Below are 23,601 nucleotides of genomic sequence, written 5' to 3'. Positions count from 1 at the left end.
AAAGGGCAACCATGAAGACATTCCTGCTCCCGGCCATGCTGGCCGCCGCCATGCTGCTGGCCGGATGCGAAGAAAAGACCCCGGGTGACCGCCTGAGCGCCGAAACCATCCGCCCGATTGCCGACCGTGATGCGGTCGAGGGCATGGCCGTGGACGAGTTCAAGAAGGAAAACGGCTGGCAGGACACGGCGGCGATCAACACCTACGTGGTCCGCTACAACTACAAGCTCAAGCTGGTGAAGCCGCTGCCGGAAGTGGCGCTGGCCCAGGCGAATGCCATCCTGTCGAGTTATGCCGATGCACAAAAGAACCCGGGAATGATGGGAATCAATTTGTGGCAGGCCCAATTGGATCTGTCGCAGGAAGCGTCGGAATGGCTGCGCCCGCAGGGTAATGGCTTCGTGGCCCGCCGCGATGCCTTCTTCGCCGGCTGCCAGGCATGCATCGACTACTGGAACCGCGAAGGGTCGAAGGACGAAGTCAATGTGCGCCGCCAGGCGCTGGTCGTGGCCTGGTCACGCCTGGAGGCGATGGGCTTCAAGGATGCAGACAAGGTCGGCGCCGGTGTGCCGCGCCAGGCCTGGGCCCCCTTCATGAAGACCGAACAGGGCTGGATGGCCAAGCAAGGCTGATCGCACGCGCACAACTGGGTGTCACAACTGGGTGTCAGGTCTGACAAACGGACACGGGCTCGACCTTAAGTGCCGATAACGGCTGAGCTCGTGTCCGAATGTCAGACCTGACACCGAGGTTGGACACCGAGGTTGCGAGGCGGTGGAATCAGCCGCGCATCATCTTGCCGTGACCGCCATGATGGCGACCGCCGTGACGGCCCATCTTCTGCTCGTCGAAGACCTTGCGCTGTTCCGGCGTGAGGGCCGCGTACAGGCTGTTCAGGGCCGACAGGCGGGCTTCCATGCGGGCGGTGCGCTGTTTCTGCATGGCGATGCGGCGCTCCAGGCGCTGCGGGGCGGTGAGGGCGGCGCGCTGTTCCCTGCTCAGGCGCTGGCCGGCGCGCTCACCCTGCTGCGGATTCATGCTCGCCACGAAAGCCTGCCACACGGGCTGCTGGGCCGGGGTCAGCTTCAGCGACTCGGCCAGCTTCGCCTGGCGGGCGGCGCGATGTTCGGCGCGCTTGGCCTTGAACTCGGCGAACTTCGCCTGGCGCTGCTCGGGCGTCATGTTGCGGAACTCGGCGCGTTTCGCTTCGCGCTGCTCCTTGCTCATCGCATGGGCGTGGCGGCCTTCCTGGGGTGCGGCGGTCTGGGCCTGGACGCCCAGCGAGGCGGCGCCGATGCCGAGTGCGGACAGGACGATCACGATGTTCTTGCGGACGGTGTTCATGTTGTTTCCTTTGTGAGAATGAGGAGTCGGTCGGTGTGCACCTTGCATCCGGACTGCTCGCTGCACGGTTCCCATCATCGGAAAAAACTGTAACCGCGGGATTTCCCCTGTCCGATACTTTGTATCAATATGTTTCGCGCTCATCGGCATATACAAGCCGATACAAAACGGCTGTCCATCCTTGCGCCGAATCCGGATAATTGAGGTTATGGACAATCCCTCTACGATCTTGATCGTCGACGACGACCGCGATATCCGCACCCTGCTCGCCGACTACCTCGAGTCGAACGGCTACCGCACGATCGCCGCCGCCGATGGCACCGGCATGTGGAAAGCGCTCGACGACGCGCGCCCGGACCTGATCGTGCTCGACCTGAACATGCCGGGCGACGACGGGCTGACCCTGTGCCGCAAGCTGCGCGCCACCTCCAGCCTGCCGGTCATCATGCTGACCGCCCGCAACGAGCCGCTCGACCGCATCCTCGGCCTCGAGATGGGCGCCGACGACTACCTGCCGAAACCCTTCGAGCCGCGCGAACTGCTGGCCCGCATCCGTAGCGTGCTGCGCCGTTCGCACGCGATGCCGTCCAACGCCCCGTCCGAGAACGTGCAGCAGATGCGCTTCTCCGGCTGGACCCTGGACCTCACCGCGCGCCACCTGGTCAACCCGCAGGGCGTGGTCATCATGCTCTCGGGCGCCGAATTCCGCCTGCTGCGCGTCTTCCTCGAGCACCCCAACCGCGTGCTCAACCGCGACCAGTTGCTGAACCTGACCCAGGGCCGCGACGCCGACCCCTTCGACCGCTCGATCGACATCCAGATCTCGCGCCTGCGCCAGAAGCTCGGCGAAGACGCCCGCATGCCGCAGATCATCAAGACCGTGCGCAACGGCGGCTACGTGCTGGCCGGCCAGGTCACCGTGGAGCCGCCGGCGTGAAAGCCTTCCTCGGCTCGATGACCGGGCGCGTCTTCATCACCCTGCTGCTCGGCATCCTGATTTCGGCAACGCTGACCCAGCTGGCCGCCGACCTCGAGCGCCTGCGCGTCATCGAGCAGCAGCGCGACCAGCACCTGCTGGAACGCGCCGAACAGCTCGTGATGGCGACCGAGATCGTGCCGACTTCGGCCAGATCCGTCTATCTCTCCGTGGCCAACCGCCCCGGCCTGCGCCTCGAAGTCGGCAACGTCCAGCCGCCGGCCCAGCCGCCCAGCTGGTTCGCGCGCTCGCTGGCGGCGCGCCTGGGTGACGGTTACCGCATCACCTCGGCAGCGACCCGCCCGGCTTCCTGCGACATGCCGCACCAGCAGATGGTGCTCTACGGCCTGGTCTCGACCCAGTGGCGCGGCGCCTGCGAGACCCTGAACGTGCGCCTGCGCGACGGCGAGGAACTGCGCCTGTCGGTGCTGCCCCCGCGCTCGGTCTTCACCGGCCCCGAAACCGACTACCGCACCACCATCGCCCTGTTCCTGGTCAGCATCGCCGCGCTGGCCTACCTGGTGGCGCGCATGACCACCCGCCCGCTGAAGGTGCTGGCGCGCGCCGCCCAGGACCTGGGCCAGGACATCAACCGCGCCCCGCTCGAGCTGAACGGCGCCAGCGAGATCCGCCAGGCCAGCGCCGCCTTCAACGCCATGCAGGCGCGCATCCGCCAGTACATCTTCCAGCGCACGCAAATGCTGGCGGCCATTACCCACGACCTGCAGACGCCCCTGACGCGCATGCGCCTGCGCCTGGAAAAAGTGTCCGACACGGAGCTGCAGGAACGCCTGATCGGCGACCTGTCGGCGATGCAGGAAATGGTGCGCGAAGGCCTGGTGCTGGCGCGCAGCATGGACACGACCGAGAACATGCAGATGCTCGACCTCGACTCGCTGCTCGAAGCCGTGTGCGCCGACGCCGTCGACGCGGGCCAGCAGGTCGAGCTGAAGGGCCATGCCGGCATGGCCCTGATGGGCCGGCCGCTCGACCTGCGCCGCTGCTTCGGCAACCTGATCGACAACGCGGTGAAGTACGGCCGCGACGTGCGCGTCTGCGTCGACCGCGTCAATGGCGCTGCGCGCGTGCGCATCCGCGACAGCGGCCCGGGCATCCCGCCCGGCGAGTTGGGCCGGGTGTTCGATCCCTTCTACCGGGTCGAGACCTCGCGTTCGCGCGAGTCGGGCGGCACCGGCCTGGGCCTGACCATCGCCCGCAATATCGCGGAGCAGCACGGCGGCAGCATCGCCCTGGCGAACCACCCCGAGGGCGGGCTGGAAGTCACGCTGATGCTGCCCGAGTACTACCCGAACAAGTAAAAAAGAAGAAGAAACCCAATACACAATCCTGAAACATGGCCGTGCGAAAATGCAGCGCCGCGCTTTGCGCTGCACGCCGGGCAACTGAGAAAAAGTGCCGCCGGGACTGGTGGCGAGGGACAAACATGAAAAAGAAGAATGCGGGATTCATCGTCGGTATCGTGGCGGTCGCCGTGGCCGGCGCCTGGTACCTGAACAAGGGCGACGGCGCCCATGCCGAAGGTCCGGGCAAGGGCGGTCCGGGCGGCAAGGGCGGCATGCCGCCGACCACCGTCAACGTGGTGGCCCCGCAGCGCCAGGACGTCGGCGTGGAACTGTCCGCCAACGGGACCGTGACCCCGGTGCGCACCGTCGACCTGCACCCGCAGACCACCGCCACCATCCGCCAGGTGCACATCCGCGAGGGCCAGTTCGTCAAGGAAGGGCAGGTCCTGTTCTCGCTGGACGACCGCGCCGACCGCGCCAACGTGGCGCGCGCCGAGGCCCAGGTGGCGCAGAACCGCGCGACCCTGGCCGACCTCGAGCGCCAGTACAAGCGTAGCCAGGAACTGGCTTCCCAGAATTTCCTGTCCCAGAGCGCCGTCGACTCCCTGAAGAGCCAGGTCGAGGCGGCGCGCGCGCTGGTCCAGAGCAATGCCGCGGCCGTGCGCGCCAGCCAGGTCAGCGCCAGCTACACCACCATCCGCGCTCCGATGTCGGGCCGCGTCGGCGCCATCGACATCCACCCGGGCGCCCTGGTGCAGCCGACCACGTCCCTGACGAGCATCACCCAGCTCGACCCGATCGACGTCTCCTTCAACCTGCCGGAATCGAGCCTGGGCAGCGTGCTCGCGGCCCAGCGCGCCGGCAAGGTGGCGGTGCAGGCCTCGGTGGGCGCCGAAGGCAAGCCGGTGACGGGCGAGCTGAAGTTCGTCGACAACGCGGTCGACCCGGCCGCCGGCACCATCCGCGTGAAGGCCCAGTTCGGCAACCCGGATGCAAGCCTGTGGCCGGGCCAGTACGTGACCACCAAAGTGACGGTCCAGACCATCCGCGACGCCGTCGTGATTCCGCAGAACGCGATCATCACCTCGACCAACGGCACCTTCGTCTACGTGGTGGGCGAAGGCAATGCGGCGCGCCAGGTCAAGGTGGCGCGCCTGCACGGCTTTGGCGAGTATGCTGCCGTGACCGGCCTGTCGGGCAACGAGCAGGTCATTACCGAGGGCAAGCAGAACCTGCGTCCGGGCGGCAAGGTGCGCTTGGCTGGTGGGAAAACCGACAAGGCGGCGGGGTCGAACGCAGCGACCCCCACCGAGAAAAAGGGTGACAAGGCATGAACCTGTCGGAACTGTGTATCCGCCGTCCCGTGATGGTGGTGCTGCTGTCGATCAGTCTCGTCCTGGTCGGCGTGCTGGCCTACATGCACATCCCGGTCGCGGCGCTGCCGAGCTATAACACGCCGGTCATCAACGTCAACGCCAACCTCGCGGGCGCCAGCCCCGAGAACATGGCCTCCTCGGTGGCGCTGCCGCTCGAGAAGCAGTTCGCGACGATCGCGGGCATCAAGATGATCAGCTCGACGAACACGCAGGGCAACACCTCGCTGACGCTCGAGTTCGACGAATCGATCGACGTCAACGAAGCCGCCGTGGACGTCCAGGCCGCGCTGCTGCAGGTGCAGCGCCAGCTGCCGCAGGAAATGACCGACCTGCCGTCCTACCGCAAGATCAATCCGGCCGACTCCCCAATCCTGTTCATGCACATGACGTCGCCGTCGATGGACCTGTCGGAGCTGAACGACTACGCGGAAAACCTGGTCTCGCCGGCGATCTCGACCCTGCCGGGCATTGCCCAGGTGACGGTCAACGGCGGCAAGCGCTTCGCGGTGCGGGTCCGCGCCAGGCACGACCTCATGAACGCGCGCAATATCTCGATGTCCGAGCTGGCCACCGCCCTGCGTTCCGCGAACTCGATCACCCCGCTCGGCATCCTGGACGGCCCCAGCCAGAGCCTGACCATCCAGGGCGGCGGCCAGCTGATGCGCGCCGCCGACTTCGCCGGCCTGATCGTCGCCACCCGCGATGGCCTGCCGGTGCGCCTGCGCGACATCGCCGAGGTCGAGGACAGCTACCAGTCGGTCAAGGCCACCGGCAGCCTGAACGGCGAACGCTCGATCGTGCTGATGGTGCAGCGCCAGCCGAACGCCAACACGGTGCAGGTGGTCGACGCGGTGCGCGCGCTGATGCCGCGTTTCGAAACCCAGCTGCCGCAATCGATCAAGATCCACCTGGTGAACGACCGCTCGGACTCGATCCGCGAAGCGATCCACGACGTCAACCTGACCCTGGCCGGCACCGTGATCCTGGTGATCCTGGTGATCTTCCTGTTCCTGCACCGCCTGACCGCGACCCTGATCCCGGCCGTCACCGTGCCGATCTCGCTGCTGGGCGCGCTCTCGCTGCTCTACGCCTTTGGCTATAGCCTCGACAACATCTCGCTGCTCGGCATCACGCTGGCGGTCGGCCTGGTGGTCGACGACGCCATCGTGGTGCTGGAAAACATCGTGCGCCACATGGAGATGGGCAAGAAGCCGATGCAGGCCGCACTGGTCGGCTCGCGCGAGATGGGCTTCACCATCATCTCGATCTCGATTTCGCTGGTCGCGGTGTTCATTCCGATCTTCTTCATGCCGGGCGTGATCGGCCTGCTGTTCCGCGAATTCGCCGTGATCGTGGGCCTGGCGGTGCTGGTCTCGGCCGTGGTCTCGCTGACCCTGGTGCCGATGATGTGCTCGCGCCTGATCAAGCATGGCGGCCACGTCGACCCGAAGGAAATGTCCTGGGTCGGCCGCCGTTTCGAAGCCATGTTCACCAATGTGCGCGACGGCTATGCCCGCACCCTGGACATGGCGCTGCGCCACCGCTTCCTGGTGCTGATGCTGGCGGTCGGCACCGTGGTGCTGACCGGCGTGCTCTACTCGACCATGCCGAAGGGCTTTTTCCCGGAAGAAGACATCGGCCAGCTGCGCGTGATGGTGGAAGCGTCCGAAGACACCTCCTCGTTCAAGCTGATGCAGCTGCAGGCGCAGGTGGTGGACATCGTCCGCGCCAATCCCCACGTGAAGGACGTCACCTCGTTCAGCGGCGGCGGCAACACCGGCCGCATGTTCCTGGTGCTGAAGCCGCGCAGCGAGCGCCCCGCCATGCCGCAAGTGGTCGACGAGCTGCGCAAGGCCACGCGCCAGGTTGCCGGAGTGCAGGTCTTCCTGTCGCCGGTGCAGAACCTGCAGCTGGGCGGGCGCCAGTCGAAGAGCCGCTACCAGTACACGCTGCAGAGCGTGTCGGGCGGCGAGATCGGCGGCTGGGCCGACCAGTTCCTCGAGCGCATGCGCGCCGACCAGCGCTTCCGCGACGTCACCAGCGATTCGCAGAACAAGGCGCTGCAGGCCACCATCGACATCGACCGCGACAAGGCGGCGCTGCTGGGCGTGGAAATGGCGGACATCCGCACCGTGCTGTACGCCTCCTTCGGCGAACGCCAGGTCTCGACCATCTATTCGACGGCGGCCAGCTACTACGTGATCCTGGAAGCAGCCCCGAGCGACCGCTACTACGACGAGGCGCTGTCGCGCGTGTCGGTGCGCTCGAAGAACGGCGACCTGGTGAAACTGTCGAGCTTCGCCACGGTCAAGCGCACGGTCGGCCCGCTGGCGGTCAACCACCAGGGCCAGCTGCAGGCGATCACCCTGTCCTTCAACCTGGCGCCCGACGTGCCGCTGGGCGACGCCACCGCCGCCATCGAGCAGATGGGTCGCGACATGAAACTGCCGGCCTCGGTCATCACCAATTACGGCGGCGACGCGGCGGTGTTCAAGGACACCCAGTCGAGCCAGCTGATCCTGATCATCGCCGCCATCGGCGTCATCTATGTGCTGCTGGGCGTGCTGTACGAGAGCTATATCCACCCGCTCACCATCCTGGCCGGCCTGCCGTCGGCGGCGGTGGGCGCGCTGCTGACGCTGTGGATCTTCGACATGGACCTGACCCTGATCGCAATGATCGGTATCCTGATGCTGATCGGTATCGTCAAGAAGAACGCGATCATGATGATCGACTTCGCCCTCGACGCCCAGCGCAACCAGGGCATGAAGCCGGTCGAGGCGATCCGCGAAGCCTGCATCCTGCGCTTCCGCCCGATCCTGATGACGACCCTGGCCGCGATGATGGGCGCGCTGCCGATCGCGCTGGGCATCGGCGCCGGCGCCGAGCTGCGCCAGCCGCTGGGCCTGGCCGTGGTGGGCGGCCTGATCTTCTCGCAGGTGATCACGCTCTACATCACCCCGGTGATCTATCTCTACCTCGACAAGTACAGCGGCACCGGTCCGATGACGGACAAGCAACTGACGAAACACGAAGAAGCGGCGGCGCACTGACAGGGCAGGCAGGCGGGGTAACCCGCCTGCCTGTGGCTTGACGGAAACATCTTGTAACATCCCTCAAGGTGCCGGAATCGCCGCTAAGCTTCCTCTAAGCTGCGCCACTGTCGCAAAACGGTTAGACTGCGGCTCTCGTGCAGCCTTTCGGTAACAAGCTGCCCGGTAACACGTTGCCACTATCCAGGAACCGTTTGACCTTGCGTGACCATTCCCACAGCTACGACGAGCACAGCGACGTCTGCGCCCACTGCGGCCAGCCGCTGCCGGGACGCGCCACGCCGGCCTACGGGCGCCAGGGGCCGAACCGGCCGGCGCTGGTGGCCACGATCCTGCTGCACGTCCTGCTGGTGCTGATCTGGTTCATTCAACCCGACAAGGACGCCAAGCAGGCGAAACCGGCCTCGGGCAGCGAGGGCGAGGTGGTCTATATCGCGCCCATGCAACAGCCGCCCAAGCCGCCGCCGCGTGCCCAGGCGCCCACGCCGACGACGAAAACCAAACCGACGCCGCGTCCGCAGCAGGAGCGGATCGAGATCGCGCGCCTGCCGGATACCATCACCTTGCCGCAAGAAAAGCCGGTCGAACCGACCAAGCCCGAGCCGCAGAAGAAATTCGACGAGCAGCAGCCGGTCGACATGGCCGACTTCATTGCCGCCCGCAAGCGCCAGCGCGGCGCCGCCACCGGCAGCGAAGACACGACGCCGGAAAGCGAAGCGACCAAGGGCATGCGCAATGCCATGAACAATATCGCGTCGATCAACGGCCGCGGCCGCGAAGACCGCAACGAGACCGGCGGCGTGTTCTCGATCTCGAACAAGACCTTCCACAGCATGGACCTGAAGTTCCGCGGCTGGAACCCGAACTTCAAGCGGCGCTGGCTGACGCAGGTGACGGTGGAGCAGGGCAGCGAGCAGGATGTCGAGATCGCCGTGGTCAAGAAGATGATCGAGCTGATCCGCCGCGAGAAGACCGGCGACTTCGAATGGGATTCGCACCGCCTGGGGCGCATCGTTAAGCTCAGCGCAAGGCCGCAGGATACGGACGAGCTGATGACCTTCCTGTTCAAGGAAATGTTCCCGGAATACAAGCCGCCGCAGCAGTGGCGTTAAGGATTCAGGGCAGCGGGTCCACCGCCCCGAGCTTGTCGGGGTTGCGCATCGCATAGATCGCGGTGATGCGCTCGCCATCGGTGGCGAAGGCCTGGACCGATTCCAGCTGGCCGTCGATATAGCGCAGCAGTCCCGGTTCGCCATTGACCAGGGCCATCCGGTAGGCCAGCTTCGATCCATTGCGCAGGAATACCGCCTTGTACAGGTTGGCGATGCGATGGCCGCCGCGCAAGACTTTCATGAAGGACGCCACCTTGCCGCCGCCGTCGGCCACGATGGCGACGTCCTCGGCCAGCAACTCCCTGAGCGCCGCCATGTCGCCCCGGCTCGCGGCCTGGCGGAAGCGCTCCAGCAGGCTGCGGTGCGCATCCCGGCGCACCTGGAAGCGCGGCGCATCCTGCCGGATCCGCTCGCCGGCGCGGTGCACCAGCTGGCGGCATGCCGCTTCGCTCTTGCCCAGCACGGCCGCGAGTTCGCCGTAGTCCTGCTCGAAGGCCTGGCGCAGCAGGAAGGCCGCGCGTTCCTCCGGCGCGAGCCGTTCCAGCACCCACATCAGGGCCACCGACAATTCGCTGGCGAGGATGGCCGCATCCTCGGGCGTATGCTCGTCCACGCCGACCAGCGGCTCGGGCAGCCATTCGCCAACGTAGTGCGCGCGCTGGACCTTGGCCGCGCGCAAGCGGTCGATCGACAGGCGCGTCACCACCGACACCAGCCAGGCCTCGCCCGACTGCACGGCAGGTCGGGCCGGATCGCTCCAGCGCAGCCAGGCGTCCTGCACCACGTCCTCGGCATCGGCGCGCACGCCCAGCATGCGGTAGGCGATCGAGAACAGGCGCGGGCGCAGCGCCGAGAAGGCGTCTACTTCAGTCATTGGGCGGCAGGGAAGGCGGCCCGGGCCACCGGCTGGTGGAAGCCGATCGCCATCCGGTTCCAGGCGTTCATCAGGGCGGTCGCGAAGCCGATGTCGGCGATCTCGCGATCGGAGAACACTTCTTTCAGGCCGAGGAATACGGGGTCGGGAACCTCGCCCCCTTGTAGGCGGGTCGCCGCTTCCGCCCAGGCCAGGGCGGCGCGCTCGCGGGCGCTGTAGAAGTCCGTTTCGCGCCAGGTGACCAGGCTGTTGATGCGCTGGAAGTCTTCGCCTCCCTTGATGAGGTCGCGTGCGTGCTTGTCCACGCAAAAGGCGCAGCCGTTGATCTGCGACACGCGCAGGTAGATCAGGTGCACCAGCTGCTTGCCGAGGGGTGACTCGTCGAGGATGGGGCCGGCTGCCCCCATGGCCTGGGAGACGGCGGGGGAGAGGGAGTGGTAGGGCAGGCGCGATCGGGACATGGTGTCTTCCTTTGTCGAGGTGGGTGAATGCCTCTTAGACGAGCCAGCCCCGCAACTTGTGACAGCTTCTGTAAAAACACCGATGTTTCTCGTAGGGTGGGCAGATTCTGCCCACGCGTTCAAATCACGCTTCCCGGTCCGCTCCGTGGCATTGAACGCGTGGGCGGAGGACCGCCCACCCTACAAAAAAACCGCGCATCGGCGCGGTTCTTCATGGGAGCGAAACGGTTCAGCCCTGTGCCTTGAGCTTGCGCGCCACTTCCAGCGCGAAATAGGTCAGCACGCCGTCGGCGCCCGCGCGCTTGAAGGCCATCATCGATTCCATCATGACCTTGTCGTGGTCCAGCCAGCCGTTCTGGGCGGCCGCCTTGAGCATCGCGTATTCGCCGCTGACCTGGTAGGCGAAGGTCGGCACCTTGAACTCGTCCTTCACGCGGCGCACCACGTCCAGGTAGGGCATGCCCGGCTTGACCATCACCATGTCGGCGCCCTCGGCCAGGTCGAGCGCCACTTCGCGCAGGGCCTCGTCGGTGTTGGCCGGATCCATCTGGTAGGTGTTCTTGTCGGCCTTGCCGAGATTCGCCGCCGAGCCGACCGCGTCGCGGAAGGGGCCATAGAAGGCGGAGGCATACTTGGCCGAGTAGGCCATGATGCGGGTGTGGATGTGGCTGTCCGCCTCGAGCGCATTGCGGATGGCGCCGATGCGGCCGTCCATCATGTCCGAAGGCGCCACCACGTCCACGCCGGCTGCAGCCTGGGCGAGCGACTGGCGGATCAGCATCTCGATGGTCTTCTCGTTGACGATGTAGCCGCTCTCGTCCGGCAGGCCGTCCTGGCCGTGGGTCGTGTAGGGATCCAGGGCGACGTCGGTCATGATGCCCAGTTCCGGGAAGTGCTTCTTCAGTTCGCGCACGGCGCGCGGCACCAGGCCTTCCGGATTCGTCGCTTCCACGCCGTCATAGGTCTTGAGCGAGGCGTCGACCACCGGGAACAGGGCCAGCATCGGGATGCCCAGGCTGACTGCCTCTTCGGCAACCTTGAGCAGCAGGTCGACCGAGACGCGCTCCACGCCCGGCATCGAGGCGACTTGCTGGCGCTGGTTCTGGCCGTCCAGGATGAAGACCGGGTAGATCAGGTCCGAGGGCGTGACAACGTTCTCGCGCATCAGGGCGCGCGAGAAAGGGTCGCGGCGCATGCGGCGCATGCGGGCGGCAGGGTAGCTGGCAGGAACGATAATTGTCATAGTCTTCCTAACAAATGTTTATCAGGCGGTTTATTGCGCGTCGCCTGCTTCCGCCGTGGCTTCGTCGTCGCGGTCCAGGCCCAGCAGTTCGATGATCTTGGCGTCCGCCTCTTCGATGCCGATGCGCTTGAGCGCCGAGAACAGCTGCACCGTGAAGGGGAAGCCTTCGCCTTCTTCGTCGACATAGCTGTCGAGGATTTTCTGCGCCTGGCGCAGGGCGTTGGTCTTCTCGTTCTGGTTGAGCTTGTCGGCCTTGGTGAGGATGCAGTGGATCGGCTTGCCGGTCGGGGCGAACCATTCCAGCATCTGCACGTCGAGGTCGGTGAAGGGGCGGCGCGAGTCCATGATCAGGACCAGGGCAGCCAGCTGCTCGCGGCGCTGGACGTAGTCGCCCAGCAGCTTTTGCCAGTGCAGCTTCGCCGTACCGGAGACTTCGGCATAGCCGTAGCCGGGCAGGTCGACCAGCAGGGCGCGGATTTCCTCGACGATGGTCGGGTCCTTGCGGTGCTGGGCCACGTGGGCGCCGCCGATCGAGAAGTAATTGATGTGCTGGGTGCGGCCGGGCGTCTTGGACGCGAAGGCCAGACCCTTCTGGTTGGTGAGAATATTGATCGCCGTCGATTTGCCAGCGTTCGAGCGCCCGGCGAAGGCGATTTCGGGCACGGTGGTGCCGGGGAGATCGCGCAACTGATTAACGGTCGTGAAAAACCGGGCCTGCCAGAGTTGGGACATGCTTTTTGAACGTGGGGAAAGGTTTAAATGACAACGAAATGGCGATGCGGAAACAAAGCTATTGTACAATAAGGGGTTCATCGCTGCTCCCCAGGGGGAGCGCAAGTAAGGCCGCTGCACTAAGTTTCACTGTAAATTCCAAAATCTGTTTTTGACTTTTTCAGGGTGCTTGAATGAATCGTCTGACGTTTCCGCTTTTGAAGTCCTTGTTGCTTGCAACCCTGGCTGTATGCGGTAGTGTTTCCGCGGCCGAAGCACAGCGCGTCGCCGCCAAAGCCGACCCGGCCAAGGGCGGAACCCTCTACGATTCGGGCGACGCAGCGCGCGGCCTGCCCGCCTGCATGTCCTGCCACGGCGCCGCCGGCAACTCGACCATCGTCGCCAACCCGAAACTGGCCGGCCAGATCGAAGCCTATACCCACAAGCAGCTGGTCGACTTCACCACCCCGAACCGCCAGCAGCCGGTCATGACCACCTACGCCAAGATGCTGACCGAGGACGAGAAGCGCCATATCGCCGCCTATCTCGCCACCCAGAAGCAAAAGCCGGGCGCCGCCAAGAACAAGGACACCGTGGAACTCGGCCGCAAGATCTACCGCGGCGGCATCGCCGAGAAGGGCGTCGCCGCCTGCGCCAGCTGCCACGGCGCCTCCGCCGGCGGCATCCCGGCCCAGTATCCGCGCCTGTCGGGCCAGCACCAGGATTACACCTACGCCCAGCTGGAAGCCTTCAAGACCGGCACCCGCAAGAACAGCATCCAGATGAGCGCGCTCGCGCAGCGCATGTCGCCTGAAGAGATGAAGGCGGTGTCGGACTATATCGCGGGCCTCAAATAAGCGGCGCAGGTTTTCGTAGGGTGGGCGGGGGAATTTAGTCCAGTGGACTAAATTCCCCCGCCCACGCGTTCAGCCAGAGGATGAATGGACGAAGCGTCTGCTCATACGAGATTTGAACGCGTGGGCGGGAACCCGCCCACCCTACATTGCGGTATGCTCGACAGGTTTGCATGGCTTTACGGAAGCAGTAGAAGATGCGTACCACCGGAATTGAACTGAACACCCGCCGCCGCGGGTTCGCCGAAGCGGTCGAGCTGGTGTCCTCGATGCGTTTCGCCATCAGCCTGCTCACCATCGTGGCGATCGCCTCGGTGATCGGCACCGTGCTCAAGCAGGCCGAGCCGATGCCGAACTACGTGAACCAGTTCGGCCCCTTCTGGTTCGAGGTGTTTGCCAGGCTCGGGCTGTACAACGTCTACACCAGTCCCTGGTTCCTGGCCATCCTCGTCACGCTGATCGTCTCCACCGCCCTGTGCGTGGTGCGCAATGCGCCGAAGATGGTGAAGGACATGCGCAGCTGGCGCGAGAACGTGCGCGAAGAGTCGCTGCGTAACTTCCACCACAAGACCGAGTGGACGGCCCCGCTCGACCGCGCCGGCCTCGCGCAGCAGACCGCTGCGCGCCTGCGCCATGCCGGTTACGCGGTCAAGCTGGTCGAGAAGGAAAACGGCACCCTGGTCGCCGCCAAGAAGGGCGCCGGCAACAAGTTCGGCTATATCTTCGCCCACTCGGCCATCATCGTGATTTTGCTGGGCGGCATGCTCGATTCGGAATTGCCGGTCAAGTTCCAGCAGTGGTTCCTCGGCAAGACGCCTTTCGGCGGCAGCGGCGTGATCGCCGAGATTCCCGCCCAGCACCGCCTGAGCGTCTCGAACCCCACCTTCCGCGGCAATACCCTGATCGCCGAAGGCCAGACCAGCAATACCGCGCTGCTGCCCCAGCCCTCGGGCGTGCTGGTGCAGGAACTGCCGTTCTCGATCCAGCTGAAGAAGTTCCACATCGATTTCTACTCCACCGGGATGCCGAAGCTGTTCGCCAGCGACGTCGTGGTGCACGACCCGGAAACCGGCAAGACCTTCCCGGCCACCATCAAGGTCAACCACCCGCTGATCTACAAGGGCGTCGCCGTCTACCAGTCGAGCTTCGAAGACGGCGGCAGCAAGCTCAAGCTCACCGGCTTCCCGATGGCCGGCCCGAAGGCGGATTCCTTCGAGATCGCCGGCGCCGTGGGCGCGTCCACCGAGCTGAAACAGGGCGGCGAGACCTATAGCGTGGAATGGTCGGGTTTCCGTCCCTTCAACGTCGAGAACATGGCCGCCAACCAGGACGCGCGTGCGGTGGCGAAGAACACCTCCTTCAACGAGCAGCTGGCCGCCACCCTCGGCAAGGCTTCCGGCTCGGCGGCGAAGAACGTGGACAACAAGGATCTGAAAAACGTCGGCCCGAGCGTGCAGTACAAGCTGCGCGACAAGACCGGCCAGGCGCGCGAATTCCTGAACTACATGCAGCCGGTGACCCTGGAGGGCGCCCAGGTGTATCTGGCCGGGGTGCGTTCCAGCCCGGCCGAGAACTTCAGCTTCCTGCGCATTCCCGCCGACGCCGAGTACAGCGTGCGCACCTGGATGCGCCTGCGCGCGGCGCTCAGCGACCCGGCCCTGCGCGAAGAGGCGGCGCGCCGCTATGCTTCGCGCGCCCTCGCGCCCGAGCAGCGCGGCCAGGACGGCCTGGCGCGCCAGCTGGAGGAATCGGCGGCGCGCACGCTGACCATCTTCGCCGGCGCGGGAGAAGGGCGGGGCGGCTTCGTGGGCGTGTCCCAGTTCCTGGAGAAGATTCCCGCAGCCGAGCAGGAAAAGGCGGCGAACATCTTCATGAAAATGCTCAACGGCGCCCTGTGGGAGCTGTGGCAGGCCGCCAACGAGCGCGCCGGTTTGAAGCCGGTCGAGCCGACCGAAGCGAATGGCCGCTACCTGCAGCTGGCCACCAACGCGCTGTCGGACAGCGTGTTCTACGGCGCCCCGGTCTACCTGCAGCTGGAAGAATTCGACGAGGTGAAGGCCTCGGTGCTGCAGCTGACCCGCTCCCCGGGCAAGGGCATCGTCTATTTCGGCTGCCTGCTGCTGGTGGCGGGCGTGTTCGCAATGTTTTATATTCGTGAACGACGCATGTGGGTGTGGGTGCGCGACGGCAGCGAAGGCGCGCACGCGCTGATGGCGATGAGCACCCAGCGCAAGACGCTCGACTTCGAGCGTGAGTTCGACGACCTGAAAGAAAAACTGCCGCAGCGGGCCTGAACCCGCGGGCAATCTGGAGACAAGCATGGAACTGTCGCAAACCCAAGCCAAGGCCCCGCAGACCTACGTCGAAGCGCCGGGGTTCTTCCGCAGCCTGACCCTGGTGGACTGGTTGTACGCCATCGCCCTGCTGGGGGCCGCGCTGTTCGCGCTGAACCGCTACGCCCACCACATGGACATCTACGAACAGGTGATCCTGGTGGCGACCGCGCCGACCTTCGCGCTGCTGGGCTGGTACTGGAAGCCGATGCGCTGGCTGCTGCCCCTGGTGGGCGTGCTGTCCTTGTGGGCGATCTCGCTCTACGGCGGCGCGATCGAGGCGGCCAACACCAAGTTCTTCCTGAAGTACATGCTGTCGAGCCAGTCCGCCATCCTGTGGATGAGCGCCCTGTTCGTGTTCTCGACCGTCTTTTATTGGCTGGGCCTGGTCAGCCGCTCGGAGTTCGGCGGCTCGGTCGGCAGCAAGCTGTGCTGGGCCGGCGTGGTGCTCGGCTCGGTCGGCATGATGGTGCGCTGGTACGAGTCCTACCTGATGGGGCCGGACGTGGGCCACATCCCGGTGTCGAACCTGTATGAAGTCTTCATCCTGTTCGCGATCATCACCGCGCTGTTCTACCTCTACTACGAGGGCCGCTACGACACCCGCCAGCTCGGCCCCTTCGTGCTCCTGATTATCTCGGCCGCGGTGGCCTTCCTGCTCTGGTACACGGTCTCGCGCGACGCCGCCCAGATCCAGCCCCTGGTGCCCGCCCTGCAGAGCTGGTGGATGAAGATCCACGTGCCGGCCAACTTCATCGGCTACGGCACCTTCGCCCTGGCTGCGATGGTCGGCACCGCCTACCTGCTCAAATCCCACGGCATCCTGGCCGACCGCCTGCCCGCGCTCGAGGTGCTGGACGACGTCATGTACAAGTCAATCTCGGTCGGCTTCGCCTTCTTCACCGTCGCCACCATCCTGGGCGCCCTGTGGGCGGCCGAGGCCTGGGGCGGCTACTGGTCCTGGGACCCGAAGGAGACCTGGGCCCTGATCGTCTGGCTCAACTACGCGGCCTGGCTGCACATGCGCCTGATGAGCGGCCTGCGCGGCCGCGTGGCGGCCTGGTGGTCGGTGGTGGGCCTGCTGGTCACCACCTTCGCCTTCCTGGGCGTGAACATGTTCCTGTCGGGCCTGCACTCCTACGGCGAGCTGTAAGCCTCAATTGCCCCGGTAGGTCGAGTAGCCGAAAGGGCTCAGCAGCAGGGGGATGTGGTAGTGCTGCGCCGGCGCATCCACGGTGAACTCGACCGGGATGCGCGGGAAAAAGGTCGGCTGTCCCTTGCGCGCGAAATGCTCGCCCGTCCTGAACACGATGCGGTAGTCGCCCGCCGCCATCGCCTTGCCTTCCGGGTAGAGGGCAGGGATGCGCCCCTGCTCGTTCGTCACGCCGCTTGCCAGCTGCATCCATTCCGTTCCCTTGCGCTGCTCGAGCGTGACCTGGATGCCGGCGCCCGGCTGGCCGCTCCCCTGGTCGAGCACGTGGACGCTGAGCGGGTTCTGGGCGGCGGATGCCGCCAGGCTGGTGGCCGCCAAGGCGGCGCAGACGATGAGATGCCGGATGATTCGCATGGTGATGTTCCTTTCTGGTGATTGAGAGAGAGGGCTTGTCTCAGCCTGCCGGCTGGTCGAGTTCTGGCACGGCGCCAATGGCGGCCTGCGCGCAGGCATGGTCGTTGGCCGCTCCGCCGCCGCCTGCGATACCGATTGCGCCGACGATCCTGCCTTGCGCGAGAAGCGGCACGCCGCCGCCGAGCAGCAGCAGTTCCGGCAGGGTCGCAAGATTGCGCGCGTCCGCGTTGGCCTGCGCATCGCGCGCCAGCGTGAGCGTCGCGCGTCCGGTCGACAGCGCGGTGTAGGCCTTGCGCCGGCTGGCTTCCGTATTGTGCGGACCGACGCCGTCGTCGCGCCGCAAGGCGACGAGGTTGCCGCCGCGGTCGACCACGGACACGACGATCGCGCGGCCCTTGCCGCGGCAGGCGTCGATGGCGCGGTCCGCCAGGCGGTCGGCCGCGTCCAGTCCAAGTTCCGGATACTGGCGCAGCGCCGCCTGGGCAGGCAAGGCCGCGCATGCTGCGGCAAGGAGGAGCGAGTGCTTAAGCATGAATTCTTTCCGATGAATGAAAGACCGCCATCCTGGCACGGTGGCAGCGACGCCTGCATGACCGCCAGATGACAGTTTCGTCATGTTGGGCCAGGCCTCTTCGGCATAGAATGCCCCCATGACCATTCTCGTAATCGAAGACGAGCCGAAGACCGGCGATTACCTCCAGCGCGGCCTGGCGGAGTCGGGCTTCGCGGTGAGGCTCGCGCGCAATGGCCGCGACGGCCTGGCGATTGTCCGCGAGGAGGAGATCGAGCTGGTCGTGCTGGACGTGATGCTGCCGCGGATGGACGGCTGGCAGGTGCTGGAAGCCCTGCGCGCCAATCCCGACACCGAGCAGATCCCGGTGCTGTTCCTGACGGCGCGCGACGAGGTCGAGGACCGCGTGCGCGGGCTGGAGCTGGGCGCCGACGACTACCTGGTCAAGCCCTTCGCCTTCGTCGAACTGGTGGCGCGCATCCGCACCCTGCTGCGGCGCGGGCCGGTGCGCGAGGAAGAGCTGATCCGGATCGCCGACCTGGAGATCGACGTGCTGCGCCGCCGGGTGCGGCGCGGGGCCGAGACGATCCCCCTCACGGCCCAGGAATTCGCCCTGCTGCACCTGCTGGCGCGGCGCCAGGGCCAGGTGCTCTCGCGCGCCCTGATCGCGTCCCAGGTATGGGACATGAACTTCGACAGCGACACCAACGTCATCGACGCGGCCGTGCGCCGCCTGCGGCGCAAGATCGACGATCCCTTCACCCCCAAGCTGATCCACACCAGGCGCGGCATGGGCTATGTCTGCGAAGCGCAGGCGCCGTCATGACGTCCTCTCTCACCCTGCGCGTGACGCTGGCCTTCATGCTGATCGTCGCCTTGACCGCCTCCCTCCTGGGCATCTATCTCTACCGCGCCTTTGTCGGCGAAATCGAGCGCCGCGACGACCTGCAGCTGCTGGGCAAGCTGCGCCAGGTGCAGATCGTGCTCGGCCGGCCCGGCGCGGACGAACTGCTGGCGGCCCAGCCCGACTTCTTCCGCGACACCATGAGCGGCCAGGAGAATTCGCTGGTGCGCATCGTGGCCCCGGGTGGGGTGGTGCTGGCCGATATCAACCCGGCTGGCGAACGCTATCCCGTGCCGCCGGATGCCGGCGCGGCGCCGGGACGCGGAGCCATCGCGGCCTGGACGGCGCGCGGCGGCGTGCCCGGCCGCGTCGTCGCCGGCACTGCGCGCCTGGGCGCGGCGCAGGTACGGGTGGTGGTGGCGCGCGCCTATGGCGAACGCACCGCCATGTTCGCGCGCTACCGCGCCCGCATTCTGGCTGCCTGCGCGATCGGCGCCCTGCTCGCTGCCGCGCTGGCGGCCCTGATGCTGCGGCGCGGCCTGCGTCCGCTGCGGGCGGTGGCCGAGCATGCGGCGCTGGTCAAGCCCGGCGCCCTGGCCCAGCGCCTCGACATCGCCGAAGCGCCATCCGAGCTGCGTCCGCTGGTCGACGCCTTCAACGCCATGCTGCAACGCCTGCAGGATGGCTATGCGCGCCTGTCCGGCTTTTCCGCCGACCTGGCGCACGAATTCAGGACGCCCGTGACCAATATGATCGGACAGAGCCAGGTCGCGCTCGGCCAGGGCCGCAGCCGGGAGGAATACGAAACCCTGCTGGCCTCGAACATCGAGGAGCTCGAGCGCCTGGCGCGCATGATCGAGAGCATGCTCTTCCTGGCCCGCGCCGGCCAGGAGGAAGTCGTCCTCGCACGCCAGCCGCTCGAAGCGCGTGAGGAGCTGGAGCGCGTCGCCGGCTTCTTCGAAGGCATGGCCGAGGAGCGCGGCCTGCGTTTGCAGTGCGGCGGGGAAGGGCGCTTCGCCGCCGATCCTGCGCTCGTGCGCCGGGCGCTGGCCAACCTGGTCTCGAACGCGGCGCGCCATGCGGACGCTGGCAGCACGGTGACGCTGCACGCCGAGCCGCGCGCGGGCATGGTGGCACTGAGCGTGGCGAACCTCGGCGCCCCGATCCCCCGCGAGCACCTGGACCACCTGTTCGAGCGCTTCTACCGCGTCGACAGCGCCCGCAGCGACGCCGAAGGGTCGACGGGGCTGGGCCTGTCCATCGTCAGCGCCATCATGACCTTGCACGGCGGCAAAGCCACCGTGCAGTCGGATGGCCCGCAAACCCGTTTTACCCTGGTCTTTCCCACCGGATGACGCGCTTTTGTCCTGCGCGGCCGGCGCTTCCTTGCCTGGCGGCCATTGGCGCTAACGTGCGCCTAAGCCGTCTGGTGTAACCTGAAATCTCTCTCTGCAGCGGAGTCAACCATGCTTTTCAAACGCAGTCCGAACGGAATCGACCTCCCGTATTCCTCCGAGATCACGCCGCGCGAGGTCTACGAAGGCCGTCGTCAATTCATCGCCCGCATCGCCGCCACGGCCGCCGTCGGCAGCGGCATCTGGGAGATGGCCAACCGCGAAGCCTTCGCGCAAGGCGCCGCCCAGCGCCTGGCCGCCACCCGCAACGCCGGCCTGTCGACCCAGGAACCGCAGACCTCCTTCAAGGACGCCAGCTCCTACAACAACTACTACGAATTCGGTACCGACAAGGGCGACCCGGTCGAGAACGCGCACACCCTGCGCACCCGCCCGTGGACGGTGACGATCGGCGGCGAGGTGAAAAAGCCCGTCACCCTCGACATCGACCGCATCCTGAAACTCGCCCCGCTGGAGGAGCGCGTCTACCGCCTGCGCTGCGTCGAGGGCTGGTCGATGGTCATTCCCTGGGTCGGCTACTCGCTGTCGAACATCCTCAAGCAGGTCGAGCCGACGGGTAATGCCAAATACGTCGAGTTCACCACCCTGGCCGACCGCCGCCAGATGCCCGGCCTGCGCAGCCCCGTGCTGGACTGGCCCTATGTGGAAGGCCTGCGCATGGACGAAGCCATGCATCCGCTCGCGCTGCTCGCGCTCGGCATGTACGGCCAGGTCCTGCCCAACCAGAACGGCGCGCCGGTGCGCCTGATCGTGCCCTGGAAGTACGGCTTCAAGTCGGCCAAGTCGATCGTGCGCATCCGCCTCGTGAGCCGCCAGCCGCGCACCGCCTGGAACGATTCGGCGCCCAACGAATACGGCTTCTATTCGAACGTCAACCCGAACGTCGACCACCCGCGCTGGTCGCAGGCCACCGAACGCCGCATCGGCGAGGACGGTTTCTTCCAGAGGAAGCGCAAGACCCTGATGTTCAACGGCTACGACCAGGTCGCCTCGCTCTACAGCGGCATGGACCTGAAAAAGTTCTTCTGACGATGGCCTTCAACCCTTCGCCCAGGCAGCTCACGACGATCAAGGCGCTGGTCTTCGTGCTGGCGCTGCTGCCCTTCTTGCGCATGGCCTGGCTGGTCGTCCAGGGCGTGCCGGTCGAGCCGCTCGAATTCCTCACGCGCGGCACCGGCGACTGGACCCTGTACTTCCTGTGCATTACCCTCGCCGTGACGCCGTTGCGGCGCCTGAGCGGCTGGAACTGGGTGATCAAGCTGCGCCGCATGCTGGGCCTGTATGCCTTCTTCTACGCGCTGCTGCACTTCGTGACCTTCTTCTGGTTCGATCACTTCTTCGATATCGGCGAGATGCTCAAGGACGTGGTCAAGCGGCCCTTCATCACGGTGGGTTTCATTGCGTTCGTGCTGCTGATTCCGCTGGCCGTGACCAGCACCAATGCGATGGTGAAGCGCCTGGGCGGCAAGCGCTGGCTATGGCTGCACCGCCTGATCTATGTGATCGCGCCGCTGGGCATCCTGCATTTCTGGTGGATGAAGGCGGGCAAGAACGACTTCCAGGAACCGATCATTTTTGGGGCGATCGTGGCGCTGCTGCTCGCGATGCGGGTCTACTGGAGCTACGTCAAGAAGACGGGGGCGGCGCGCGCCTGAAAAGCGCGTTACGCTGTGATTTTGGGAGGATGGGGATGAAACCGCGAATCAGCCTGATCACGCTCGGCGTGGAGCACCTGGAGCAGTCAGTCGCCTTCTATCGCGACGGCCTTGGATGGGAAACGGACGGCATCGTCGGCAGGGAATTCGAGCACGGCGCCGTCGCCTTCTTCGACATGGAGGGCGGCCTGCGCCTGGCCCTGTGGCCACGCGCCAGCCTGGCGCACGACACCGGCGCGCCGCAGGGCAGCCTGAACTCCACCGAATTCTCGCTGGCCCATAACGTCGCCGCGAAAGAAGAAGTCGACGCCGTCATGGCGCAGGCGAGAAGGGCCGGGGCGCGCATCGTGAAGCCCGCCGCCGACACCTTCTACGGCGGCTATGCCGGCTACTTCGCCGATCCGGACGGCCACCTCTGGGAGGTGGCCTTCAATCCGCAGATGCCGCCCCCGGCTTGACTATTTCAGCATCGATTCCAGCGCGAACAGGTCGGCCGGATTCTCGCGCTGGCGGATCTGGTGGACGGTGTCGCCGTCGACGATGACTTCCGCCGCGCGGCCGCGCGTGTTGTAGTTCGAGGCCATGGTCATGCCATAGGCGCCGGCGGTCATGATGGCCAGCAGGTCGCCCGGCTGCACGTTCAGATCACGCTCGCGCGCCAGCCAGTCGCCCGATTCGCACACCGGGCCCACCACGTCGTACGTCAGCTTGTCGCCCTCGCGCGGCGCGACGGGTTGCACGCCCATCCAGGCCTGGTACAGGGTCGGGCGCATCAGGTCGTTCATGGCCGCGTCGACGATGGCGAAGTTCTTTTCCACGCCAGGTTTCAGGAACTCGATCCTGGTCAGCAGCACGCCGGTGTCGGCCACGATCGAGCGGCCCGGTTCGAAGATCACCTTGACCGGGGCGCCGCCGTGTTTCTCGGCGCGCCAGGCGTCGATGCGGGCGAACAGGCGGCCGAGGTAGTCGCCCACCGGGACCGGCGGCTTGTCGCCTTCGGCGCCGTAGTTCACACCCAGGCCGCCGCCGATGTCGAGGTGGTGGATGTGGATGCCTTCGGCATGCAGGGTGTCGATCAGTTCGATCAGCTTGTCCAGCGCTTCCAGCAGCGGCGCATCGTCCAGCAGCTGCGAGCCGATGTGGCAGTCAATGCCGACCACGTCCAGGTTCGGCAGGCTGGCGGCCGTGCGGTAAGTGTCCAGCGCATCGTCGAAGGCCACGCCGAATTTGTTCGCCTTCAGGCCGGTCGCGATATAAGGGTGGGTCTTGGCGTCCACGTTCGGGTTCACGCGCAGCGACACCGGCGCGCGCTTGCCCATGCTGCCGGCCACCTCGTTGAGGCGGTGCAGTTCCGGGATCGACTCGACGTTGAAGCACAGGATGTTCTTTTCCAGCGCCAGCTGCATTTCCTCGACGGTCTTGCCGACGCCCGAGAAGATGGTCTTGGCCGGGTCGCCGCCGGCGGCGATCACGCGCAGCAGCTCGCCGCCCGAGACGATGTCGAAGCCCGCCCCCTGGCGCGCCAGCAGGTCGAGGATGGCGAGGTTGGAGTTGGCCTTCATCGCATAGCAGACCAGGGCGTCGCGCCCGGCGCAGGCGCTGGCATAGGCGCCGAAGTTCTCGAGCAGGGCGGTCTTCGAATAGACGTAGGTCGGCGTGCCGAATTCTTCGGCGATGGCGGACAGGGCAACGCTGTCGGCGTGCAGGACGCCGTTCTGGTACTGGAAGTGCGACATGGGGACTTTTACTTCTATTTGTTGGGGGCCGGGGTGGAGGCGCTGTTCGACGGGACGGGCTGGGCGGGCAGCGGCGTGGCGCTTGGGGCGGGCTTGGCCGGCGGGGTCGGCATGTAGAGCGGCCCCGTCTGGCCGCAGCCGGCGACGAGCACGCTCATGAGTACGGCAGCGCAAAGCAGTGCGATAGTGGACTTCACGATTAGAATGGGGGTTTGATTAGCAGACTTTGGAG

23 protein-coding genes are annotated in these 23,601 nt (G+C 66.2%); 14 read left to right on the top strand and 9 right to left on the bottom strand.

The annotated features are described in order from the left end of the window. Window positions 1–11: 11 nt before the first annotated feature. Window positions 12–632 (top strand): hypothetical protein, encoded by a 621-nt coding sequence (locus ACQ7JA_RS17595; protein ID WP_430900061.1) that lies wholly within the window; start codon window positions 12–14, stop codon window positions 630–632. A gap of 148 nt (window positions 633–780) precedes the next feature. Here ACQ7JA_RS17595 and ACQ7JA_RS17590 read toward each other — a convergent pair whose 3' ends face one another. Then, window positions 781–1,344 (bottom strand): Spy/CpxP family protein refolding chaperone, encoded by a 564-nt coding sequence (locus ACQ7JA_RS17590; protein WP_430900059.1) that lies wholly within the window; start codon window positions 1,342–1,344, stop codon window positions 781–783. Between the two features lie 208 nt (window positions 1,345–1,552). On the opposite strand from ACQ7JA_RS17590, the gene ACQ7JA_RS17585 reads away from it, so the two are divergent. The 5 genes from ACQ7JA_RS17585 (at window position 1,553) to ACQ7JA_RS17565 (ending at window position 9,165) form a co-directional block, all read left to right on the top strand. Further along, window positions 1,553–2,281, top strand: coding sequence for a response regulator (locus ACQ7JA_RS17585; protein WP_231058299.1), 729 nt, complete (start codon window positions 1,553–1,555; stop codon window positions 2,279–2,281). Further along, window positions 2,278–3,639: an ATP-binding protein gene (locus ACQ7JA_RS17580; RefSeq protein ID WP_430900057.1), complete on the top strand. Its 1,362-nt coding sequence runs from the start codon at window positions 2,278–2,280 to the stop codon at window positions 3,637–3,639. The genes ACQ7JA_RS17585 and ACQ7JA_RS17580 overlap by 4 nt, the downstream gene beginning before the upstream one ends. Window positions 3,640–3,764: 125 nt before the next feature. Then, the gene (locus tag ACQ7JA_RS17575) at window positions 3,765–4,958 is read left to right on the top strand and encodes an efflux RND transporter periplasmic adaptor subunit (RefSeq protein ID WP_430900055.1); all 1,194 of its coding nucleotides are present in this window, start codon (window positions 3,765–3,767) and stop codon (window positions 4,956–4,958) included. Beyond that, window positions 4,955–8,053: an efflux RND transporter permease subunit gene (locus ACQ7JA_RS17570; RefSeq protein ID WP_430900053.1), complete on the top strand. Its 3,099-nt coding sequence runs from the start codon at window positions 4,955–4,957 to the stop codon at window positions 8,051–8,053. The genes ACQ7JA_RS17575 and ACQ7JA_RS17570 overlap by 4 nt, the downstream gene beginning before the upstream one ends. A 200-nt stretch (window positions 8,054–8,253) precedes the next feature. Continuing rightward, window positions 8,254–9,165, top strand: a complete 912-nt coding sequence (locus ACQ7JA_RS17565; protein WP_430900051.1) for a hypothetical protein — start codon at window positions 8,254–8,256, stop codon at window positions 9,163–9,165. 4 nt (window positions 9,166–9,169) lie between these two features. Here the strand turns inward: ACQ7JA_RS17565 and ACQ7JA_RS17560 are convergent, their stop codons facing one another. The 4 genes from ACQ7JA_RS17560 to yihA form a co-directional block, all read right to left on the bottom strand. Continuing rightward, window positions 9,170–10,039, bottom strand: coding sequence for an RNA polymerase sigma-70 factor (locus ACQ7JA_RS17560; protein WP_430900049.1), 870 nt, complete (start codon window positions 10,037–10,039; stop codon window positions 9,170–9,172). Continuing rightward, window positions 10,036–10,500: a carboxymuconolactone decarboxylase family protein gene (locus ACQ7JA_RS17555; protein ID WP_430900047.1), complete on the bottom strand. Its 465-nt coding sequence runs from the start codon at window positions 10,498–10,500 to the stop codon at window positions 10,036–10,038. The genes ACQ7JA_RS17560 and ACQ7JA_RS17555 overlap by 4 nt, the downstream gene beginning before the upstream one ends. A gap of 229 nt (window positions 10,501–10,729) precedes the next feature. Next, window positions 10,730–11,743 carry a porphobilinogen synthase gene (gene hemB, locus ACQ7JA_RS17550; protein WP_430900045.1) on the bottom strand — a complete coding sequence of 338 codons (1,014 nt, stop codon included), beginning with the start codon at window positions 11,741–11,743 and terminating at the stop codon, window positions 10,730–10,732. A 30-nt stretch (window positions 11,744–11,773) separates the two neighbouring features. Next, window positions 11,774–12,475 carry a ribosome biogenesis GTP-binding protein YihA/YsxC gene (gene yihA / locus ACQ7JA_RS17545; protein WP_430900043.1) on the bottom strand — a complete coding sequence of 234 codons (702 nt, stop codon included), beginning with the start codon at window positions 12,473–12,475 and terminating at the stop codon, window positions 11,774–11,776. Between the two features lie 173 nt (window positions 12,476–12,648). On the opposite strand from yihA, the gene ACQ7JA_RS17540 reads away from it, so the two are divergent. The 3 genes from ACQ7JA_RS17540 to ccsB all read left to right on the top strand — a co-directional run bounded on the left by ACQ7JA_RS17540 (window position 12,649) and on the right by ccsB (window position 16,794). Beyond that, window positions 12,649–13,311, top strand: coding sequence for a c-type cytochrome (locus ACQ7JA_RS17540; protein ID WP_430900041.1), 663 nt, complete (start codon window positions 12,649–12,651; stop codon window positions 13,309–13,311). Between the two features lie 194 nt (window positions 13,312–13,505). After that, window positions 13,506–15,602 carry a cytochrome c biogenesis protein ResB gene (locus ACQ7JA_RS17535; RefSeq protein WP_430900039.1) on the top strand — a complete coding sequence of 699 codons (2,097 nt, stop codon included), beginning with the start codon at window positions 13,506–13,508 and terminating at the stop codon, window positions 15,600–15,602. Between the two features lie 25 nt (window positions 15,603–15,627). Next, window positions 15,628–16,794: a c-type cytochrome biogenesis protein CcsB gene (gene ccsB / locus ACQ7JA_RS17530; RefSeq protein ID WP_430900037.1), complete on the top strand. Its 1,167-nt coding sequence runs from the start codon at window positions 15,628–15,630 to the stop codon at window positions 16,792–16,794. 3 nt (window positions 16,795–16,797) lie between these two features. Here ccsB and uraH read toward each other — a convergent pair whose 3' ends face one another. Both uraH and ACQ7JA_RS17520 read right to left on the bottom strand, forming a co-directional pair. Continuing rightward, window positions 16,798–17,208 carry a hydroxyisourate hydrolase gene (gene uraH / locus ACQ7JA_RS17525; protein WP_430900035.1) on the bottom strand — a complete coding sequence of 137 codons (411 nt, stop codon included), beginning with the start codon at window positions 17,206–17,208 and terminating at the stop codon, window positions 16,798–16,800. 40 nt (window positions 17,209–17,248) lie between these two features. Continuing rightward, window positions 17,249–17,740 (bottom strand): GlcG/HbpS family heme-binding protein, encoded by a 492-nt coding sequence (locus tag ACQ7JA_RS17520; RefSeq protein WP_430900033.1) that lies wholly within the window; start codon window positions 17,738–17,740, stop codon window positions 17,249–17,251. A 118-nt stretch (window positions 17,741–17,858) separates the two neighbouring features. Between ACQ7JA_RS17520 and ACQ7JA_RS17515 the strand changes: the two genes are divergently transcribed. The 5 genes from ACQ7JA_RS17515 (at window position 17,859) to ACQ7JA_RS17495 (ending at window position 22,091) form a co-directional block, all read left to right on the top strand. Then, window positions 17,859–18,545: a heavy metal response regulator transcription factor gene (locus ACQ7JA_RS17515; protein WP_430900031.1), complete on the top strand. Its 687-nt coding sequence runs from the start codon at window positions 17,859–17,861 to the stop codon at window positions 18,543–18,545. Beyond that, window positions 18,542–19,918, top strand: coding sequence for a heavy metal sensor histidine kinase (locus tag ACQ7JA_RS17510; protein WP_430900029.1), 1,377 nt, complete (start codon window positions 18,542–18,544; stop codon window positions 19,916–19,918). The genes ACQ7JA_RS17515 and ACQ7JA_RS17510 overlap by 4 nt, the downstream gene beginning before the upstream one ends. A 111-nt stretch (window positions 19,919–20,029) precedes the next feature. Beyond that, window positions 20,030–21,007 (top strand): protein-methionine-sulfoxide reductase catalytic subunit MsrP, encoded by a 978-nt coding sequence (msrP, locus tag ACQ7JA_RS17505; RefSeq protein WP_430900027.1) that lies wholly within the window; start codon window positions 20,030–20,032, stop codon window positions 21,005–21,007. Window positions 21,008–21,009: 2 nt separating this feature from the next. Continuing rightward, window positions 21,010–21,633, top strand: a complete 624-nt coding sequence (locus tag ACQ7JA_RS17500) for a sulfite oxidase heme-binding subunit YedZ (RefSeq protein WP_430900025.1) — start codon at window positions 21,010–21,012, stop codon at window positions 21,631–21,633. A gap of 35 nt (window positions 21,634–21,668) precedes the next feature. Then, complete coding sequence (locus tag ACQ7JA_RS17495) at window positions 21,669–22,091, top strand: VOC family protein (RefSeq protein WP_430900023.1); 423 nt, start codon at window positions 21,669–21,671, stop codon at window positions 22,089–22,091. Here the strand turns inward: ACQ7JA_RS17495 and lysA are convergent, their stop codons facing one another. Both lysA and lptM read right to left on the bottom strand, forming a co-directional pair. Then, on the bottom strand, window positions 22,092–23,369 hold the full coding sequence (gene lysA, locus ACQ7JA_RS17490; protein ID WP_430900021.1) for a diaminopimelate decarboxylase: 1,278 nt from the start codon (window positions 23,367–23,369) through the stop codon (window positions 22,092–22,094). A 14-nt stretch (window positions 23,370–23,383) separates the two neighbouring features. Then, the gene (lptM, locus tag ACQ7JA_RS17485; RefSeq protein ID WP_430900019.1) at window positions 23,384–23,566 is read right to left on the bottom strand and encodes an LPS translocon maturation chaperone LptM; all 183 of its coding nucleotides are present in this window, start codon (window positions 23,564–23,566) and stop codon (window positions 23,384–23,386) included. Window positions 23,567–23,601 lie beyond the last annotated feature (35 nt).

This window comes from Massilia sp. BKSP1R2A-1 (genome assembly GCF_050586525.1).
Taxonomy (GTDB): domain Bacteria; phylum Pseudomonadota; class Gammaproteobacteria; order Burkholderiales; family Burkholderiaceae_D; genus Telluria.
Note: the sequence above shows the minus strand (reverse complement) of the source record. Positions and strands in the feature narration are given on the sequence as shown.

Excerpts from the sequence above, each read along its gene's own strand:
- ACQ7JA_RS17570 (WP_430900053.1), top strand. The coding sequence starts at position 4,955 with ATGAACCTGTCGGAACTGTGTATCCGCCGTCCCGTGATGGTGGTGCTG.
- ACQ7JA_RS17500 (WP_430900025.1), top strand. The coding sequence starts at position 21,010 with ATGGCCTTCAACCCTTCGCCCAGGCAGCTCACGACGATCAAGGCGCTG.
- ACQ7JA_RS17590 (WP_430900059.1), bottom strand. The coding sequence starts at position 1,344 with ATGAACACCGTCCGCAAGAACATCGTGATCGTCCTGTCCGCACTCGGC.
- ACQ7JA_RS17595 (WP_430900061.1), top strand. The coding sequence starts at position 12 with ATGAAGACATTCCTGCTCCCGGCCATGCTGGCCGCCGCCATGCTGCTG.
- ACQ7JA_RS17555 (WP_430900047.1), bottom strand. The coding sequence starts at position 10,500 with ATGTCCCGATCGCGCCTGCCCTACCACTCCCTCTCCCCCGCCGTCTCC.
- ACQ7JA_RS17495 (WP_430900023.1), top strand. The coding sequence starts at position 21,669 with ATGAAACCGCGAATCAGCCTGATCACGCTCGGCGTGGAGCACCTGGAG.
- ACQ7JA_RS17585 (WP_231058299.1), top strand. The coding sequence starts at position 1,553 with ATGGACAATCCCTCTACGATCTTGATCGTCGACGACGACCGCGATATC.
- ACQ7JA_RS17520 (WP_430900033.1), bottom strand. The coding sequence starts at position 17,740 with ATGCTTAAGCACTCGCTCCTCCTTGCCGCAGCATGCGCGGCCTTGCCT.
- ACQ7JA_RS17560 (WP_430900049.1), bottom strand. The coding sequence starts at position 10,039 with ATGACTGAAGTAGACGCCTTCTCGGCGCTGCGCCCGCGCCTGTTCTCG.
- ACQ7JA_RS17515 (WP_430900031.1), top strand. The coding sequence starts at position 17,859 with ATGACCATTCTCGTAATCGAAGACGAGCCGAAGACCGGCGATTACCTC.
- msrP (WP_430900027.1), top strand. The coding sequence starts at position 20,030 with ATGCTTTTCAAACGCAGTCCGAACGGAATCGACCTCCCGTATTCCTCC.
- lysA (WP_430900021.1), bottom strand. The coding sequence starts at position 23,369 with ATGTCGCACTTCCAGTACCAGAACGGCGTCCTGCACGCCGACAGCGTT.
- ACQ7JA_RS17575 (WP_430900055.1), top strand. The coding sequence starts at position 3,765 with ATGAAAAAGAAGAATGCGGGATTCATCGTCGGTATCGTGGCGGTCGCC.
- ccsB (WP_430900037.1), top strand. The coding sequence starts at position 15,628 with ATGGAACTGTCGCAAACCCAAGCCAAGGCCCCGCAGACCTACGTCGAA.
- hemB (WP_430900045.1), bottom strand. The coding sequence starts at position 11,743 with ATGACAATTATCGTTCCTGCCAGCTACCCTGCCGCCCGCATGCGCCGC.
- uraH (WP_430900035.1), bottom strand. The coding sequence starts at position 17,208 with ATGCGAATCATCCGGCATCTCATCGTCTGCGCCGCCTTGGCGGCCACC.
- ACQ7JA_RS17510 (WP_430900029.1), top strand. The coding sequence starts at position 18,542 with ATGACGTCCTCTCTCACCCTGCGCGTGACGCTGGCCTTCATGCTGATC.
- ACQ7JA_RS17535 (WP_430900039.1), top strand. The coding sequence starts at position 13,506 with ATGCGTACCACCGGAATTGAACTGAACACCCGCCGCCGCGGGTTCGCC.
- ACQ7JA_RS17540 (WP_430900041.1), top strand. The coding sequence starts at position 12,649 with ATGAATCGTCTGACGTTTCCGCTTTTGAAGTCCTTGTTGCTTGCAACC.
- yihA (WP_430900043.1), bottom strand. The coding sequence starts at position 12,475 with ATGTCCCAACTCTGGCAGGCCCGGTTTTTCACGACCGTTAATCAGTTG.